The 16,232-nt window shown below is 63.3% G+C and carries 11 protein-coding genes and 1 pseudogene; 7 read left to right on the top strand and 5 right to left on the bottom strand.

Going from position 1 to position 16,232, the window contains the following annotated elements:
- Positions 1–353: pseudogene (locus tag GO707_RS10720) on the top strand (serine/threonine protein kinase); the annotation flags it as partial.
- 282 nt (positions 354–635) lie between these two features.
- Positions 636–1,994 (top strand): MFS transporter, encoded by a 1,359-nt coding sequence (locus GO707_RS10715; protein WP_157012996.1) that lies wholly within the window; start codon positions 636–638, stop codon positions 1,992–1,994.
- Positions 1,995–2,085: 91 nt separating this feature from the next.
- Here the strand turns inward: GO707_RS10715 and cgr1 are convergent, their stop codons facing one another.
- Together cgr1 and GO707_RS10705 are read right to left on the bottom strand one after the other, a co-directional pair.
- Positions 2,086–2,817: a cytochrome c-type protein Cgr1 gene (gene cgr1 / locus GO707_RS10710; protein WP_157012995.1), complete on the bottom strand. Its 732-nt coding sequence runs from the start codon at positions 2,815–2,817 to the stop codon at positions 2,086–2,088.
- Between the two features lie 33 nt (positions 2,818–2,850).
- Complete coding sequence (locus GO707_RS10705; RefSeq protein ID WP_157012994.1) at positions 2,851–4,557, bottom strand: FAD-binding protein; 1,707 nt, start codon at positions 4,555–4,557, stop codon at positions 2,851–2,853.
- 242 nt (positions 4,558–4,799) lie between these two features.
- Here GO707_RS10705 and GO707_RS10700 point away from each other — a divergent pair, with 242 nt between their 5' ends.
- The 3 genes from GO707_RS10700 (at position 4,800) to GO707_RS10690 (ending at position 9,394) form a co-directional block, all read left to right on the top strand.
- Positions 4,800–6,362, top strand: a complete 1,563-nt coding sequence (locus tag GO707_RS10700) for a helix-turn-helix transcriptional regulator (RefSeq protein WP_157012993.1) — start codon at positions 4,800–4,802, stop codon at positions 6,360–6,362.
- Positions 6,363–6,723: 361 nt separating this feature from the next.
- Entirely contained in the window at positions 6,724–8,112 is a 1,389-nt protein-coding gene (locus GO707_RS10695; RefSeq protein WP_157012992.1) for a hypothetical protein, read from the top strand.
- 88 nt (positions 8,113–8,200) lie between these two features.
- Positions 8,201–9,394: a pyridoxal phosphate-dependent aminotransferase gene (locus GO707_RS10690; protein ID WP_157012991.1), complete on the top strand. Its 1,194-nt coding sequence runs from the start codon at positions 8,201–8,203 to the stop codon at positions 9,392–9,394.
- A 94-nt stretch (positions 9,395–9,488) separates the two neighbouring features.
- Here GO707_RS10690 and GO707_RS10685 read toward each other — a convergent pair whose 3' ends face one another.
- Together GO707_RS10685 and GO707_RS10680 are read right to left on the bottom strand one after the other, a co-directional pair.
- Positions 9,489–9,671 carry a hypothetical protein gene (locus GO707_RS10685; RefSeq protein WP_157012990.1) on the bottom strand — a complete coding sequence of 61 codons (183 nt, stop codon included), beginning with the start codon at positions 9,669–9,671 and terminating at the stop codon, positions 9,489–9,491.
- 9 nt (positions 9,672–9,680) lie between these two features.
- On the bottom strand, positions 9,681–11,477 hold the full coding sequence (locus GO707_RS10680) for a helix-turn-helix transcriptional regulator (protein ID WP_231699512.1): 1,797 nt from the start codon (positions 11,475–11,477) through the stop codon (positions 9,681–9,683).
- 217 nt (positions 11,478–11,694) lie between these two features.
- Here GO707_RS10680 and GO707_RS10675 point away from each other — a divergent pair, with 217 nt between their 5' ends.
- Positions 11,695–12,294 (top strand): iron-sulfur cluster assembly scaffold protein, encoded by a 600-nt coding sequence (locus tag GO707_RS10675; protein WP_114539325.1) that lies wholly within the window; start codon positions 11,695–11,697, stop codon positions 12,292–12,294.
- Between the two features lie 2 nt (positions 12,295–12,296).
- Positions 12,297–13,424 (top strand): hypothetical protein, encoded by a 1,128-nt coding sequence (locus GO707_RS10670; RefSeq protein ID WP_157012989.1) that lies wholly within the window; start codon positions 12,297–12,299, stop codon positions 13,422–13,424.
- Between the two features lie 456 nt (positions 13,425–13,880).
- Here GO707_RS10670 and GO707_RS10665 read toward each other — a convergent pair whose 3' ends face one another.
- On the bottom strand, positions 13,881–16,040 hold the full coding sequence (locus GO707_RS10665) for an aldehyde ferredoxin oxidoreductase (protein WP_022739251.1): 2,160 nt from the start codon (positions 16,038–16,040) through the stop codon (positions 13,881–13,883).
- Positions 16,041–16,232: the final 192 nt, after the last annotated feature.

Genomic DNA, 16,232 nt, shown 5'->3' with positions numbered 1-16,232 from the left:
TGCCCGAGCCGCAGCGCGCCATCTTCGAGGCCAACGACTGGCAGATCGTCGAGGCCGCCCAGCCCGCGCACACCGAGCCGCCGGCGCTGTGCTACTCCTCCGTGTGGCTGTCCATGAACTGCCTGGTCCTCGACCCGAAGACCGTAATCGTGGAGGCCTCCGAGGTCTACCAGCAGGAGCAGATGGACAAGCTGGGCATGAACGTCATCCCCTGCGACCTGCGCGACGCCTACCCGTTCGGCGGCGGCCTGCACTGCTCCACCGCCGACGTCTACCGCGAGGGCGAGTGCCTCGACTACTTCCCGAACCGCGTCGAGGATCCCACCCTCGTGCGCCCCGAGATGTGGAAGTAAATCCCACTCACAGCTCACGCGATGCGTTTGCGAAAGGAGCCCGCTTCGGTGGGCTCCTTTTTTGCGCGCTTGTCGCTGGAAGTTGAATCAAGCTCCCTACTCTATTGGCCATGATTCCAGGTCACGACTGAAAAAGGGGATTTGTGCGACTAACTATTTCGCCATTCCCGTCTGCATAAAATGATTCCTATGGTAAGGTAAACACTTAAGTCAGGGCCTTATTGAAAGGAGAAGCCATGACCGGAACTTTCACAACAGAGGGCTTGGGGTTGGGTGATTGCTATGGCATCTAGCACCAACGAAGCGGTACAGCCGGCAACGACGTACGCTGAAGCGACCGAAGCAGAGAAGCACGCCGTTCTGCGCAAGGTGACGGGGTCTTCCTTCCTCGGTAACTTCATCGAATGGTTCGACTACGCGAGCTACTCCTATTTGGCGACCGTTATCGCCATGGTGTTCTTCCCGGCGGAAGATCGTGCCGTGGCCGTGATGAGCACCTTCGGCGTGTTCGCGCTCTCGTTCCTCGTGCGTCCCGTCGGCGCGATTTTCTGGGGCAACATGGGCGACAAGAAGGGTCGCAAATGGGCGCTTTCGGTGTCCATCTTGCTGATGAGCGGCGCGACCTTCCTGATCGGCTGCTTGCCCGGCTATGCTGTCATCGGCGTTGGGGCTCCGCTTCTGCTTCTGCTGCTGCGCATGGTGCAGTCGTTCTCGGCGGCGGGCGAGTATGCTGGCGCTGCCACCTTTATCGCGGAGTACGCGCCGCATAACCATCGCGGGTTCTACTGCTCGATGGTGCCGGCCTCCACGGCAACAGGCCTGCTCGTGGGCTCGCTTCTGGCCACGTTCATGTTTACGGTTTGGGGCGCCGATTCGTCCTTCGTCGTCGACTGGGGCTGGCGCATCCCGTTCTGGCTGGCGCTTCCCTTGGGCTACATCACCCACTACATCCGTACCCATCTGGAGGATTCCCCGGTGTACGCCCAGATGCAGGAGCGTATGAAGGAAATGGGCGAGAAGGTGGAGCATCCCATTCGCACGCTGTTCACCAAGCATCTCAGGGTGCTGCTCATCTCGTTCGGTGCCTGCGTGCTGAACGCCGTGGGCTTCTACGCGGTGCTCACGTATCTTCCGAACTACTTGGAGACGACGTTGAACTACCCGCCGAGCGACGCGTCGACGATCACTACCATCGTGCTCGTCGTCTACATCGCCTTCATCTTCCTGTCTGGCCGCATCTCCGACAAGGTGGGCCGCAAGAAGATGCTCATCGGAGCCTGTGTGGGCTTCATCTTGTTCACGGTGCCGGCATTCATGCTGCTCGGCACGATGAACTTCTGGGTCATTCTGATCGTCGAGCTGTTCATGTGCCTGTTGCTCACCATCAACGATGGCACCCTGGCCAGCTACCTCACCGAGACGTTCCCGACCGACGTGCGCTACTCCGGCTTCGCCCTTTCGTTTAACCTGGCGAACGCCATCTTCGGCGGCTCGGCCTCGTTCATCTCGTTCTGGTTGATCGACCTTACGGGCAACGCCATCGCGCCGGCCTGGTACATGGTGGCCATCGCGGTCGTCGCGTTCATCGCCATGTGCATGACCCACGATCATTCCGGCAAGAAGCTGGACGACGTGAAGTAAGCTTGTGCTGCCTTGCAGCGACAAACGAAGGGCCTCCTGCGGGAGGCCCTTTTTGCGCTATCGGTTCTGGAAGTCGGCCAACGTGTGGCGGTTAGCTTTCGGCAGACGCTTTCACGCCGGTGAGGTTGTTGGATTCGCCCATGGAGAGCCACCCTTCAGGCACCTCGGCCTGGGCGTGGCACTGAGTGCAGTACATGACCGAAGCGCGATGGGCCTTGTGACAGGTGGTGCATTCCAGCTCTTCGTGATGGGCCCAATGGGGGTTGTAGGTGCCCATGTCAGCGGTCTTCTCGTACAGATCGTCGCGGGTGAGGTTGTGGCAGGCCTCGTTCAGGCACAGCTCGTCGGCGTCGCGGCCCGATGCCTTCGTTAGCTCGCTGGCGGTACGCTCGACGAGCGGGAAGTTGTAGTTGCCGGCGACCCAGGCTGCGCCCTCGCTGATCTGCTCGCTGAGCGTGGGCACGTGGCAGTCCATGCAGTCGTTGCCGAGCTTGCCGTGATAGGCGGCGAGCATGGTGTGCGGATCGGCCACCTCGTTGCCCCACTTGTCGGTGGCGGGGCTGTTTAGGTCGGATTCGTAGGTGGTCAAGTAGTTGTCCATGGGGGTGTGGCAGATGGCGCCGCAGAAGCTGGGCTGCTCGTGCCAGACCCACATGCCGACCCCAGCCACCACGAGGATGGCCGCCACCACGGCCGCCACCACGGCGGTGCGCCGTCCATGGCGCTGGGGGGCAGGGGAGGCGCCGGCGGCCTCGGGTGTGCCGGCGATAACGGGGTCGTGCTCGGTGGCCGAGGCCGTCGTGGGGTTCTTCTCTTCGCTCATGGTAATCGCTCCTTTCAGCAGGTGGGCTAGGGGCTAGGCGAGGTCGCCGGCCAGCAGACGGGCCACATGACGGCCCTCGGTGCAGGTGCGGCCGCAAGCGCAGGCCACGATGTACTCGGGGTAGTTGTCGGAGTAGAAGCAGCCAGACACGTCGCCGGCGGCATAGAGTCCCTCGATCACCGAGCCGTCAGCGGTGAGCACCTGCATGTCCTCGTTGATGCGCAGGCCGTCCAAGGTAGTAAGCAACGCACCCCCGAACCAGCAGCCGTAGAAGGGCGGCTCGATAATCTTCGAGAGGCGGTGGGACTCCTTGCCGTAGTCGGTATCGACGCCCGACTCCACGATGTCGTTGTAGTGAGCGATGGTGTCCATGAGGCGCTGTTTCGCTTCGCCTTCAAAGCCGAGCAGCACGGCCAGCTCGTCCAGGCTGTCGGCCTTCTGCATGAGACCTGTGCCGCCATCCATGGCGATGAAGTCGTCGAGCGGCATGCCCATCTGCATGAAGGCGGTGGTGTAGGCGGCGCAGCCCGTGGTGCCGAAGCGCAGGATGTCGTCTACGGCGTTGCCGTCGAAGATCTGGCACCATACGCCGCCGGGCTGGTAGCTGGCCGCATTGCACAGGGTGTCATAGGGCAGGCTTTCGTTCACGAAGCGCTCGCCCTTGCGGTTCACCTTCAGGAAGGGCTGGCTGCCGATGTTGAGCTGGTAGTGGGTGGCGGGGAAGTGCTCGCGCCCATCGGCGTCGGTCACATAGCCGCAGTCCACGCCGGCGGGCACGGCGCCGCGATCGAAGATGACTGGCGCGCCGTTCACGTCCTTTATGCCACCGGCCCAAAGTCCTGCCCGCAGGCCGTAACCGTCGCAGCGCGGCGAGTAGCTAGCGGCGGTACAGCAGGCAGGGACGAGCGGCAAGTTCGCGCGGATCATCTCGGGGTTGGCTGCGTAGCCGCCGGTGGCCAGCAGCGTGCCCTTGGCGGCGTTTACGCGCACGAGGCCCTCGGGCGTGGCGAACACGGCGCCGGTGACGCGGTTGCCGTCGTGGTCGAGCTTCACGAGATCGTAGTTGTAGCTGATCTCATGCCCGGCCTCCTGGATGTGCCACTCCAGGATGTCGTTGCGCATGGGGTATTCGTAAGTGGGGTTGAAGAAGTGCTCGATGGTGGGGGCGAAGTAGTAGGTGCCGCCAGCGGGATGATCGGCCTCCATGGGGGTGACGCCGAGGGTCTTTCCGTTGGCCTCCATGATGGGGGTGATCCACTCGATCATCTCCTTGCCCTCGCGAAGCCACGTCTTGATGACGCGCTGGTCCACGCGGCCCGAAGCATAGCGCGTCAGCTCGTTGAGCACCTTCATCTCATCGACTGGATCGGCCACTTCCAGGGCGTACTTGGAGTTGATGGCGCCCACGTACTCGCGGGTGTCGCCCACGCTCGTGCCCTTCTCGGCTACGATGAAGTCGAGGCCGAGGTCGCTCGCGGTGCCGGCGGCTATCATACCGGCGTTGCCGGCGCCGATGATGAGGAAGTCGGTGTCGCGGGTGGCCACAATGTCGGCATCGGCCACAGCGGGTTCTTCGCCGAGCCAGTAGGTGTGGGCCTCTTGCGAGGCGGTTTCGGGGTGCGGGGTTTCCTGGGGGCGCGGCGCGCAGCCGGCAAGCGCCCCGGCGGCAAGCGCCCCGGCCCCGGCCAGCATGCCGGCCTGCAGAAAGCCGCGGCGGGAAAGTCCGGATGAATCGGTCATGGTGAACCCTCCTTCGTTCGGGGCCGGTCCCGCGACGGGCGCCGACCGCATGGTGGATGTCTCTCCGGCTACTACCTTAGAGCTCAAGCATCGATGGCGCCCCACATCGTCGGGGCGGTTTTTCGCAATTCGTCGGAAAAGCTGCAGGGTGGGACATCCCACATTCAGAATGTGGGGCGCAGATGGGGCTTCCGTGGTAGGATGGGCCGGCCAGATTAGCGCGCGCGACAAAGAGGGGTGCTATGGTAGACGAGGTGCGGCCGGCAGGCGAGGCGGGGGTTTCCTCTGCAAGATCGGGCGAGAACGCCCGAATGGCGGCTTCAGTGCGGGTGGCCGCGGCCATCGCCTGTGCCCTGTTCAGCTTCCTGGCTACCAATGGCAGCATTTACCCGGGCTTGGTGTCCATTGATCCGTGGGTGCGCGAATGGGCGACCCTGTTCGGGGTCGTGGTGCTCGCGGCCCTCGTGGTCGTGGCGCGCCATCGCCCCGGATGTCTGCATCCGCGCTTGTTCAACGGCATCGCCCTGGTGTCGGTGACGGGCTATCTTGTGCTGGACAGCTGCGGCTTCGCCTGGGCGAGCCCCGGTCTACTGCTGGCCGGCTCGTTGCTGGATTCCCTTGCCGAGGCGTGGCTGTTCGTGCTGGCCTATGTGGCCTTCGCGCAGTTGGAGGCGGCGCGGCGGCCCGTGGTGGCCATGACGGCGTGCCTGTGCGCCTACCTGCTGCAGCCCTGGGCGAGCGCGCTTGGGCCGACGGCCGCCGTGGCGGCCAACGCCGGCTGCTTCGCGGTGCTCTTCCTCTGCGTGCGGCCGCTTGTCGCCCGTCCGCTGCAGGAGGCCGCGCGTTCTGAGCCGCAGGCCGAGATGGCCGTGGCGAATCCCCAGTCGTTTCTGCCGACGGGCCATTTGCTGTTCGTGACCATCTTCGTGTTCAGCATCGCCCAAGGTCTCGTGATAGCGCTGCCCGGCCCCTTCAACGACGCGCCGGCCCTGCCGGTGGCCTTCATACCGCTCGCGGTGATTCTCGTGATGTACCTGGCGCGGGGGCGCATGCCCAACGCCGACGGCCTGTTTGCCCTGTGCGCTTTGCTCATCATCGCCGGCATGTTCTTGCAGCCGAGCGATCGGGTGGTGTCGGGGGGTGTTGCCTCGGCTTCGAACACGCTCATTGACGCCGGGGCCTCCTGCTTCAACCTGCTGCTTGTCCTGCTCGTGGGAAGCATCGCCGGGCGCAACCGTGTGACGGCGCTGCCCACGGCGGCGCTCATGCTGGCGTTGTACTGGTCGGGGGTGGGCGTCGGTGCTGTGCTTGGCAACAGCGCCATGACGCTGCTCGGCTGGACCGAGGAGGCGCTCGTGTGGACGAGCTTCGCGAGCGCCATGGTGTTCGTGGCGTTCTGCTTCGTCGTTTTGAAGAATGTGAGCTTCGTCGAGGCTATCGGGGCCATCCGGTCGCCGGAGCCTCTGCGACCTCCGGCCGTGATGGAGGTGCGTGGGCGCCGCGATGGAGCTTGCGGCGAAGGTGCGGAAGCGACACGACCTGGTAGGGAGATGCTGTCCGGGATGTTTGCTGGGGTGGCCTCGACCGAGGAGAAGTGCGCAGCGGTGGGCGCCGAGTATGGACTCACGCCGAGGGAGGGAGAGGTGTTTGCGCTTTTGGCCCAGGGGCGCACGGTGGGTGTCATTCGTGAGAAGCTCGTCATATCGCTGAACACGGCTCGCTTTCACACCAAGAATATCTACGTGAAGTTGGGGGTTCATTCTCAACAGGAGCTTATAGACGTTGTCGAGGGCTTTAAGCTCTGACAAGTGTCAAGACGCAAGAAACCCCGCTGCGTTTCAAGGGCTTTCGCGGCGGGGTTCTCACCTCAGAGAGTCCTGCGGAGGGCAGCCGCAGGGGATTCGGGCGGTTAGCGCCCTAGAATTAGCGGATGATGACGGGCCAGTCTCCCATAATGGGCCTCCTCTGGTCGCTTGCGTATTCGCTGATTTCACTATAAAGGCCCGTTCTTCAATTATCAATATCTAAATTCCTGATAATAACTTTGGTACAAAATAATAATAACATTCTCAGTTATAACTATCTTTAAGATCAACTTTTGATAATAGGAGACTCCGAAGCTGATAGAATGGGAGCGTGAGGGCGAGTTCAAGGAAAGGCGGCGCGATGGCGGGGAAGTCTGCGATGCGGGGAAAGACGGAGGCGGTGCCTCGGTCGACGAAGGTGACAAAGCGGCTCTCCGTGGACGAGCTGGTGGCCTTTATGAGCCTGCCCATATTCTACGAGCTGCGCACGGCGGTGGACGTGGGCATCCTGCTCTTTGACGACTTGGACGAATACGATCTTCCCGAGGGCTACTCGAAGGAGGATATCTGGCGCATCCTGCTCGCCGTGCGCAAACAGGCCGCCGTGTTCATCCCCGAGGACCCGGAGCGGACGGCCGACATGTGGATGGTGACCACGAGCTCGCTGTCCTTCAACACCGAGATGCTGGAGGTGCGCTCGAAGGAGGACTCCTCGCTGGCGCGATCGCTCAAGGACATGCAGGGCTCTCCTTTCGTGACGCGCTTCATCGAGCGCACGCTGATGCGCGGCCTGGCGGACGAGGGCATCGCGATGGACGAGGAGCGGGTGCACGAGCTGTTCGCGGGCGCGCCGCCGCTGACGTCCCTCGATCAGCTGGTGGCCAACTACTTCCGCCTGTCGAGCGATTGCGACAGCTTGGCGCGGCGCGCGGTGACCCACGGGCTCATCGAGACGCTGTACTACGAGCTTTCCGAAGGGGTCGATTTGTCCGAGCTGCCCGAGCGGGTGCTCGCGCCGCTGGATCCGCGCTTGGCGCCTCCGGAATCCCAGGTGCTGATGGATCTGGTGTGCCAGCGGGCCTGCGCGGCGGGGGACGATATGCGTTTCGGCCCCGTGTTGCGGCTGCTTAATATTAGCTGGTTCTTCCGTTATTTCAACGTGCTGCCGCGCCTGAACGTGCTCGTGGGGCTGCTTCTGCGAAACATTCTGGCCCTGAAGTGGGGCTTTCCCGTGCTCAGCTGGATACCGGAGGGCTTCGATGCGACCTTGGCGGAGGCACCGGTGGATGCGGCCCGCTACGAGGCAGTGTTCGAATCGTGGTCGACCGACTATGGCTTCGGCTTCGACTTCACGCCCTATTTCGAGCTGAACGTGTGCCTGTACCTGCGCGAGCTGGAGGGCTTGGCGGCATCCATCACCTATCTCGAGCAGCTGAACGAGCAGATCGAGCGCATCTTCGAATCCCATATCAACGCGCGGCAGAAGTCTATTTTGGTGGCGCTGTGCCGCGAGCCGGGAGCTCTTTTGCGCATCGCGCCGCATCAGCGTGCATTCCGCATCGCCTACGGCACGGCCCGGGCCGATTTCCTGGGGCTCGAACGCGAGGGGTATCTGGTGCGGGAGCAGGAGGGGCGCGCCTTCGCCTTCCGCGCTCATCCCGACTTGCAGGAGAAGATCGTCCAGCTGGGGGCCGCCGTGGTCGGCTCGGCGGAAGCAAGCCTGGATGCGACGCCCCTTGTAGTATCCTGAGAGGGAACTGAGAGGGCGGTGGCGTTGAGGGCCGCCTTGAGGCCAGCCCGCGCGCTGCGGCTGGCGAGAGCGTGCGAAAGGGATTGCCATGATCAACGAGAAGATGTACGGATTGGGCGATGAGCCGAGTGCCATCCGCGAGCTGTTTGCCTACGGGATGGCGCGCAAGGCCGAGATCGGTGCCGAGAACGTGTTCGATTTCTCGATCGGCAATCCCTCGGTGCCGGCGCCCGAGCTGGTGCGCGAAACCATGCTGGAGCTTCTGGATATGGATCCGGTGGCCCTTCACGCCTATTCGCCGGCGGCGGGGCTGCCCGAGGTGAAGGAGGCCATTGCGGCGTATCTGTCTGAGCGCTACGACACGACGGCGACGTCGGGTCACTTGTACCTGACGGCCGGTGCGGCGGCGGCTTTGGCTTCATCCATTGCCGCTGTGACCCATCCGGGTGATGAGGTGGTCGTGGTGTCACCGTACTTCCCCGAGTACCGCACGTGGATCGAGGCGGCCGGCTGCACCATCGTGGAGGTGCCGGCGGCGGTTCCGAGCTTCCAGCCCGACATCGAGGCGCTGCGCGCGGCCATCGGGCCGAAGACGAGTGCCGTGATTATCAACACGCCGAATAACCCGGTGGGCGCCGTGTACACCCGCGAGAGCCTTGAGGCCCTGGCGGCCATGCTGCGCGAGCGCGAGGAAGCGCTGGGACGTCCGCTGTACCTCATCAGCGACGAGCCCTATCGCGAGATCACCTACGGCATCGAGGTGCCCTGGGTGCCGTCGATCTACGCGCGGACCATTGTGTGCTACTCCTATTCCAAGGCGCTCTCGCTTCCCGGCGAGCGCATCGGGTGGGTGTACGTGTCCGATGCCGCTGACGACGGCGATGCGGTGGCGGTGGCCGTGGCGGGCGCGGGACGGGCGCTCGGCTACGTGTGCGCGCCGGTGCTGCTGCAGCGCGTGGCGGCTCGCTGCGTGGGGGAGCCGTCGGACGTGGCCGCCTACGCGGAGAACCGCCGTCTGCTGACTGAGGGGCTTTCCGCGCTGGGCTACGAGTACGTGGAGCCGGACGGCGCCTTCTACCTGTGGGTGCGCGCCCTGGAAGAGGACGCCCAGGCGTTTTCCGATTGTGCCAAGGAATACGAGCTGCTCATCGTTCCCTCGGACAGCTTCGGCGTCGGCGGCTGGGTGCGCCTGTCCTACTGCATCGCCCGCGACACCATCGAACGCTCGATGCCCGCATTCAAAGCCCTGAAGGAGAGCTACGAAGCCAAATTGAGTTCGTAGCCATAGCGCACCCTCGTTTTCTCAGATTTATCCAAGCCGACCGCTTTAGGAATTTGGTTGGTGCGCTTCTCGTCATTTTCCAAAGAAAGTGGCTCTACTTACGCTTGCGGTGAGCGAGCCAGAAGAAGCCGGCGCTGGCGACGATGAGACCGGCGAGGGTCGCCACGCGGCCTACGCTGGGGTCTTTGTAGCCGATGGCGAAGACGCCGAGGCAGAAGGCGGCCATGATGACGCAGAGAATGCCGAGCCAGCGCAGGTAACGTTGCTTCTCTTCCATGAGGGCGTCCTAGCTTCCGTAAGAATTGAGGTACTCGAGGATTTCCTGGCGCGAGTGCATGCCGCACTTGCTGTAGATGCGCTTGATGTGGCTGTGGGCGGTGGCGGGGGTGATGAACAGCTCCTCGGCCACCTTTTTCTGCGTGTGACCCAAGGCGTAGAGGGTGAGCACGTCCATTTCGCGGCTCGTGAGCAGGAAATGCTCGCCCATGCGCTCCACGTTGCGACGCATGGAATCGGACAGCTCGCCCATGGTGGACGGGGAAGGGGCGAGGGAAGACTCCAGGGCAGAGGAGGGCGAAGAGCCGAGAGGCGACGGCATTGTCGCCGAGGGGGAAGGCGAGGGCGTGGAACCGGGGGAGGCTGAGGCGGGGTCGATCTGGAAAAGCTGCTCCCGGATAGCGGCGCACTCCTCGTTGCAGCGGATGCACTGGCGCGCCTCGGCGGCCTTCAAAGCCTCGGAGGCTGTTTGCTGGGCGGTGGCCTCGCGTCTCGCGGCGTTGAATACGACGCTCTGCAGCGTTTGCTCAGCTTCGGCCAGCGCCGCCGCCGACTCGGCCGCATCGGCTTCGGCCTGGCGCATGACTCGCTCGTTCTCGGCCTCCAGGCGATCGGCTTCCGCAGACGATTCTCCGCGCTCGGCGTGCATGAACTGCACGAGAACCACTTGGGTGGAAATGAGGACAAGAGCCCCGAGAAGCGAGTTGATGAGCAGATCGTTGCCGGCCAACGGGTAAGTGAAGTACAGCAGCATACGGGCGAGGGAGCGCGAGCCGAAGCAGATCACCCAGCCGCCCATGGCGTAAATATAGGGGTCGCGAGTTCCGAAGCTGGTGAAGGCGATGATGACGTACCAGCAGTAGGCGCAGATGACGATGTTCAGCGTGTTGACGGCCACGGCCCCGATCTCCCAGTGGTAGGGGAAGGCGCCGAACAGGACGAGGCTGAGGGAGGCCAAAAGCGCCATGGTGATAAACGCGTCCACGGTCATGACGCGCTCGCGGCGGCGCACGACGAGAAGCATGAGCAGGGCGCATATCAGCATGGAGCACAAGGCGTAGGCCAGTCGCGAGCTCCAGGTGAAGGGGATGGGCAGGCCGTCGGGATAACCGCGGAGAAAGCCGTCGACGAATCCCAGAAGCGCCATGCCGACAGCGCAGGCGGCGAGGAATCGGGAGTCCTGGATGTTGCTGCGGGCGAAGGTGAAGAAGGTGCGCGCCCGACGGTGCGGCCGCTCCGTCGGATGCTCGGCGCGCAGGCCGGCCGGGCCGAGGAAGGCGAACTGGGCCACGATGAGCGCCATACCGATGATGTTCTGCGCTCGGGTGGGCAGAAACGAAAGTAGGTAAACGATGCCGACGCTGATGAAGAAGGCCGAGAACACGAACAGGGCGGCCGTCACTTCGTCGGTGCCGCGCAGGCAGCGCAGCCAGTAGAACATGCACAGCGACAGGGCCAGGGTGTTTGCAATGCTGAGGGCAAAAGCCGTGGCCACAAGGATTTGGTCGGCGCTGTCGAGCAGGGAGAGGGCCATGGAGGCTCCAGCAGCGACGATGATGCTCCCCACCATGATCCATTGCACGGCGGTAGCGCCGAGCTCGCGGCGAGATCGCGAGAAGATGAGCAGCGCCACGATGAAGAGCGCGCAGGTGACGAACATGGAGCCGTCGGTGAAGATGCCGTCGTCGGTGGAGGCGTAGCTGCCGTAGCACGCCACGATGAGAGCTGTGCGTGCGCAGATGATGCCTGCGAGCATGGGCCAGAATGCCTTTGCGCGACTCAAAAGTCCGCTCACGACAACGCTCATGAATCCCCCTTTCGCCCGATGCATGTTCCATCATGGCTTTCCCGCGATTCCCCATCATAGCTCTTTTTCGGGCTTGTGCGCGGGGAATCTTGGCTGCGGCGCATCTGCCGAGAGAGCCGTTACGTTTCCGCAATCTGACATCGCCTGAAAGAGGGGAGGGGCATTGAGGGGGTTCTGGTAATCTTGCAAGTGAACAATCGAAGAAGAGGAGGAGCCCATGAGCGAGGGTCGCGATATCTACCACGAGCCGAAGCAGAAAGTGCTGCTGCGCACGGCCGATGTGTACCAAACCGAAGTGGACGACGAAGTGGCCGGATACTCGGACAAGCTTTTGGCCATTGTGGCTGACTACCACAACGGCGGTCGCCCCGAGGGGATGAACGCCCAGGCGATGGTCGGCAAGTCGAAGCGCGGCGAGGTGGCGTTCCGCTTGTTCGGACGCATCAATCCCGAGACGCGCGTCATCGAGGCCGCCGGCTTCAAGACGCGCGGATGCCTGGCGATGACGGGGTGCGCGAGCGCCACCTGCTCGATGATCGAGGGGCGCACTTTCGACGAGGCGCTGGCGCTCACCATTGAGGATGTGCGGGAGGCCGTGGGTGGCGTTCCCGCCGGGAAGGCGAACACACTGACGTTCTCCGTGGAAGCGGTGCGGGCGCTCATCGGCGACTTCCTTGCGCGGGAGGGGGCCGGTCTGGCCGAGCTTGATGCGGTGGTGCCCTGCGACTCCTACAGCGTCGCCTGCCTGATGTGCGAGCATTGCTCGCTGCGCGACACCCGCACCGACCTGCTCGTGGCTGCCATGGACGGTGAGTAGCCGTGCGCGAGGAAGACGAGATCCGCGCGGCGGTGATCGCGCTGGCGGAAGCCCAGGCGGCGGGCGAGGACATTGCCGACGCGCTGCCCCATGGCGAGGCTTGGGCCGCCATGGCTGCAGCGTCTGACGAGGTGGGCGCGGAAGACGCCCTCGATCCCGAGCAGGCGCGTGAGGAGGCCATCGCGGCGGTGCTTGATGCGGCGCGCGCGGCCTCGCGAGCAAGCCGCCTGTCGTGTCCCTGCGAATGGGAGGCTGCGGGCCTTGTGCCCCCGTCGATGACGCCCGAAGACTTGGAGATGGCAGTCTACGATGCGCTTATGGAATTCGGCGATCCCAACGGCTCGCGCGATGCGGGCGATGTGGAGGGTCCCGATGCTGGAGCCGCTCCTCGCCGCGCCGCCAACAAGCACGTGAAGTCCGCCTTCTCCTCTTCCAACGGCCGCCCCGTGGGCGCATCCCCCTTCAAACGCAAAGCCGTCTCAGCGGATGCGGCAGAGGTTGGGACGGAGCGATCGGCGAAGGCGAAGCCGAGCGGAGAGGCTGAGTGCGTCGATCGGGCGAGCTCCGCGACAGAAGAAGACGTCCGAGGGGCTGGCGGGTGCCCTGACCGAGCGAGTTCCGCAGCGAACGAAACAGCCCAGTGGGCTGTTTCGCAGAGCGAGGACTGTTTGAGCGAATCAGGGTACCCGCCAGCCCCGCCCCAGGAGACTTCCAACCAGATTCCCGAGGAAGACCCGCATCCCGAGTTCGCGCACATCCGCCTGCTCATGGGTGCCGAGAGCTACTACCTCTACGACGATTCGGCCATGACCGACGCCTACGCCCGCTGGGCGTTCCTCGCCGCTGAGGACGACCCCGTGGCCACCTTCATCGAATGCGTGCGCGAGGAGTCGTCGGTCTACCCCCGCCCCATGGCGCGGGAGAGCTTGGCCAACGACCCGTTTCGCATGAAGGCCGAAGCGGTGGAGGCGGCCTTCGCTGAGGCCCGCGCGCAGGGTCGCGCCGACGACATCGAGCGCGTGGAGGCTTCCAACGGCGACGTCTACTTCTATTCCACGACGTATTTGACTCCTCGCCGCGCCCAGGCCCTCGCCGAGTGGGACGCCGTCGAGCGCATTCGCAACGTGTAAGACTTGCCTGCCCAAGTCTCGGCGGTTCAGTCTGTGAGCTGCGCTGTCGAAACCGTAGCTCGACCCGTATTTTTGTCGCGCTTTTCAGATGAGTTGGACATTTTTGTGGGTCGGGCTGCGGTGTTTTAGGCGACTAACTTTCCAAAAGAACAAGAAATACCTGTTCAGGGCATCGGGCTTGTTGTTCGGGCGAAGACGACCCGCAGCCCGAGAGGCAAAAATGTCGTAGGCGCTCTTCTCTGATGGCAAAAACACGCCTCGTGCTACGGGTGCGTGCAAAAAAGGAGCCCCCGCAACCGGTTTGCGGGGGCTCCTTTCACGAAGGGGGAGCTCCTTCGGAGCTCGCGTTAGAAGGGGTCGGCTATCAGGTGAGGTGATGCCGCTTGGGAGGGGCGACCGAGGTCGCCCCCTACGGATCAGCCTTCAGCGCAGATCGGTTTCGCTCTGCGCATCTCCCTAGGCGTCGGGAAGCAGGCCGAGGGCGGCGAGGTCTTCCTTCACGTCGGGCATGTCGTAGTAGTCCAGGCACTCGGCCGTCGGGCAACCCAGCTCGGGATCCCAGCCAAAGCATTCGTACATCATGGTGAGGGCCGTTTGGAAATCCTCTTTGTCCATCTTGTTGGTGCCTTCGGTGAACACTTCGATGTCCGGATCCATGGTGAAGGGCCACTCGGTAACGACGTCGTGCACGTTGCGGAAGTCATTGGTACCCATTTGCCCGTTGGCGCCCACCATGCCGCGCGCGGTGTTGGCTCTCTGTAGCGTGGTGATTTTCGCACCCATCTTGTACAGGTCTTCCGTCGTCACGTCTTCGCCGGTGACGGCCTTCATGAATTTGGCCTCCAGATCCAGGTCGCCGCGATAGTCGCGAGCCTTCGTGGGGCTCATCGTCATGGGCCATACCCAGTTGCACAGCGTGAGCGAGTCGTGCAGCACGTCGGTGACGATGGACCACCAGGCGAAGTTCGCTTTATACTCATTCATGGGGGTGTAGTTCTTGTCCGGATCGATGGCGCTCGCATCGCCCCACACTTCGGCCGCGATCTGCTGCTTAAGCTCGAAGGGCAAGCCGCAGCCCTGGAAGTTCACGGCAGAGTGGATCATGTCGTCGCGGTTGAAGACCATGTTATAGAGCAGGCCCACCTGTCCGAAGCACTCATGGGCATGGTGCACCGGCCAGCCGCGCACGTTGATGAGCGTGGAAGCGGGGGTGTTCCACCAGTCTGGATCGTTCCAACGCTCGGTCCAGACGATGGGGCCGTGGCCGATGTAGGCGATCTCCGAGTCGTTGGCGGCGATCTTCGCCAGAAGGGGCGGCACCATGGAGGGGTCGTTATTCTTGAAGCCCTCCCAATTGATTTCCGCGTACTCCTCGGGGGGCAGCACCTTCTGGAGCAGGCCCGTAGCATAGCAGTGGGCGATGTCGCGGTAGATCTGCCCGTAGTTGCACCACAGGCCCAAATCGTCCATGGTGGAGCCGAATACCTGATCCCAGATGAGGGCGTCTTCACTGCCGGCTTCAACGGAAGTGTTGTCGCCTAAAATCTTGATCATGTAGTTGGTGAACGGGAAGTTCGGCACGCAGGTGTTGCCCGTGATCTCGTAGCCGCCGTTGGCCGCCGAGGCCGGCACGCGCAAGTCGGAGTAGCAATGGATGGGGCAACTGTGGCAGCCGTCCATCTTGATGGTGTACTTCTCGGCCTCTGGGCCTTCGTCTTTGAAGGCCTTCATGCAGCGGTAGCCCACGGTGTTGATCTCGCCGGGCTTCGGCTCGCCGGTGTCGATGGGGCCGCCTTCGGCCAGCGCCCAGGTCAGTCCCTTCTGGGCCGTCCAGCGGCTGCCCTTGTCGAAGTACTCGGCCCACTCCTGCTGGGTGGAAGGTACGACGTGGTTGTTGTTGGAGCCGACGATCTCGCGCAGCATGTAGTCGGACAGGTCGGCCACCTCTTGCGGGTCGGCCACGTAGATGGGCTGGCTACCGCGCACGACGAGCGCCTTCAATTTCTTCGAGCCCATGACGGCGGCGGCTCCAGCGCCGGCGGAATGGTTGCGGGAATTGATGATGCAGGCGTAGGGCAGCAGGTTCTCGCCGGCAGGGCCGATGGTGGCCACGCAGAAGTCGGTGCCCTCCTTGCGCGAGAGCGCCTCGGTGGTGGCGCGGGTGCCCTGGCCCCACACTTGATCGGCGGGCTTGATCTCAATGTCGTCATCGTCGATCTTCAGGTAAACCGGTTCGTCGGAAGCGCCCTCGATGACGATGGCATCCCAGCCGGCCTTCTTGATGGCCGCACCGATCATGCCGCCGGTGTGGGCGTCAACAACTTGATGATCGGTGGTATAGGTGGAAAGAGAGGCGATGGTGGTGCGGCCCGCCAGGGGGACACCGGTGGCGGTCAGAGGGCCGACGGCGAACACGATCTTGTTCTCTGGGGAGAGCGGATCGGTGCCGGCGGGCACTTCGTCGTACATGATCTTGTTGGCTATTCCCATGCCGCCCAAATACTCTTTATAAGGGTCGGTGGGCGAGACAGAAACGGTTTTGTCGGTCAGGTTGACGCGGAGGATCTTACCGGTCCAGCCATAGGACTTGTTGGGATCCAATTTTGAATCAGCCATGATGAAGCTCCAAATCTCTTCGTGTACTCATGTTGCGTGGTACCAGTCGTCGATCTGGAGTAATCGTCGCGTAGAAGTATAAGGGAGGGCAATTTTTACCCCCTCCCCTCAATGAGGGGATCTTTTTCAACGGAAACATGACGGCTCCTCTACGGCCGGGTGAGGAGAAATCAAACGTTCGGTAATCCCCCT

The organism is Adlercreutzia rubneri (assembly GCF_009755265.1).
Taxonomy (GTDB): Bacteria; Actinomycetota; Coriobacteriia; order Coriobacteriales; family Eggerthellaceae; genus Adlercreutzia; species Adlercreutzia rubneri.
This window is presented reverse-complemented; position numbering and strand designations above follow the sequence as displayed.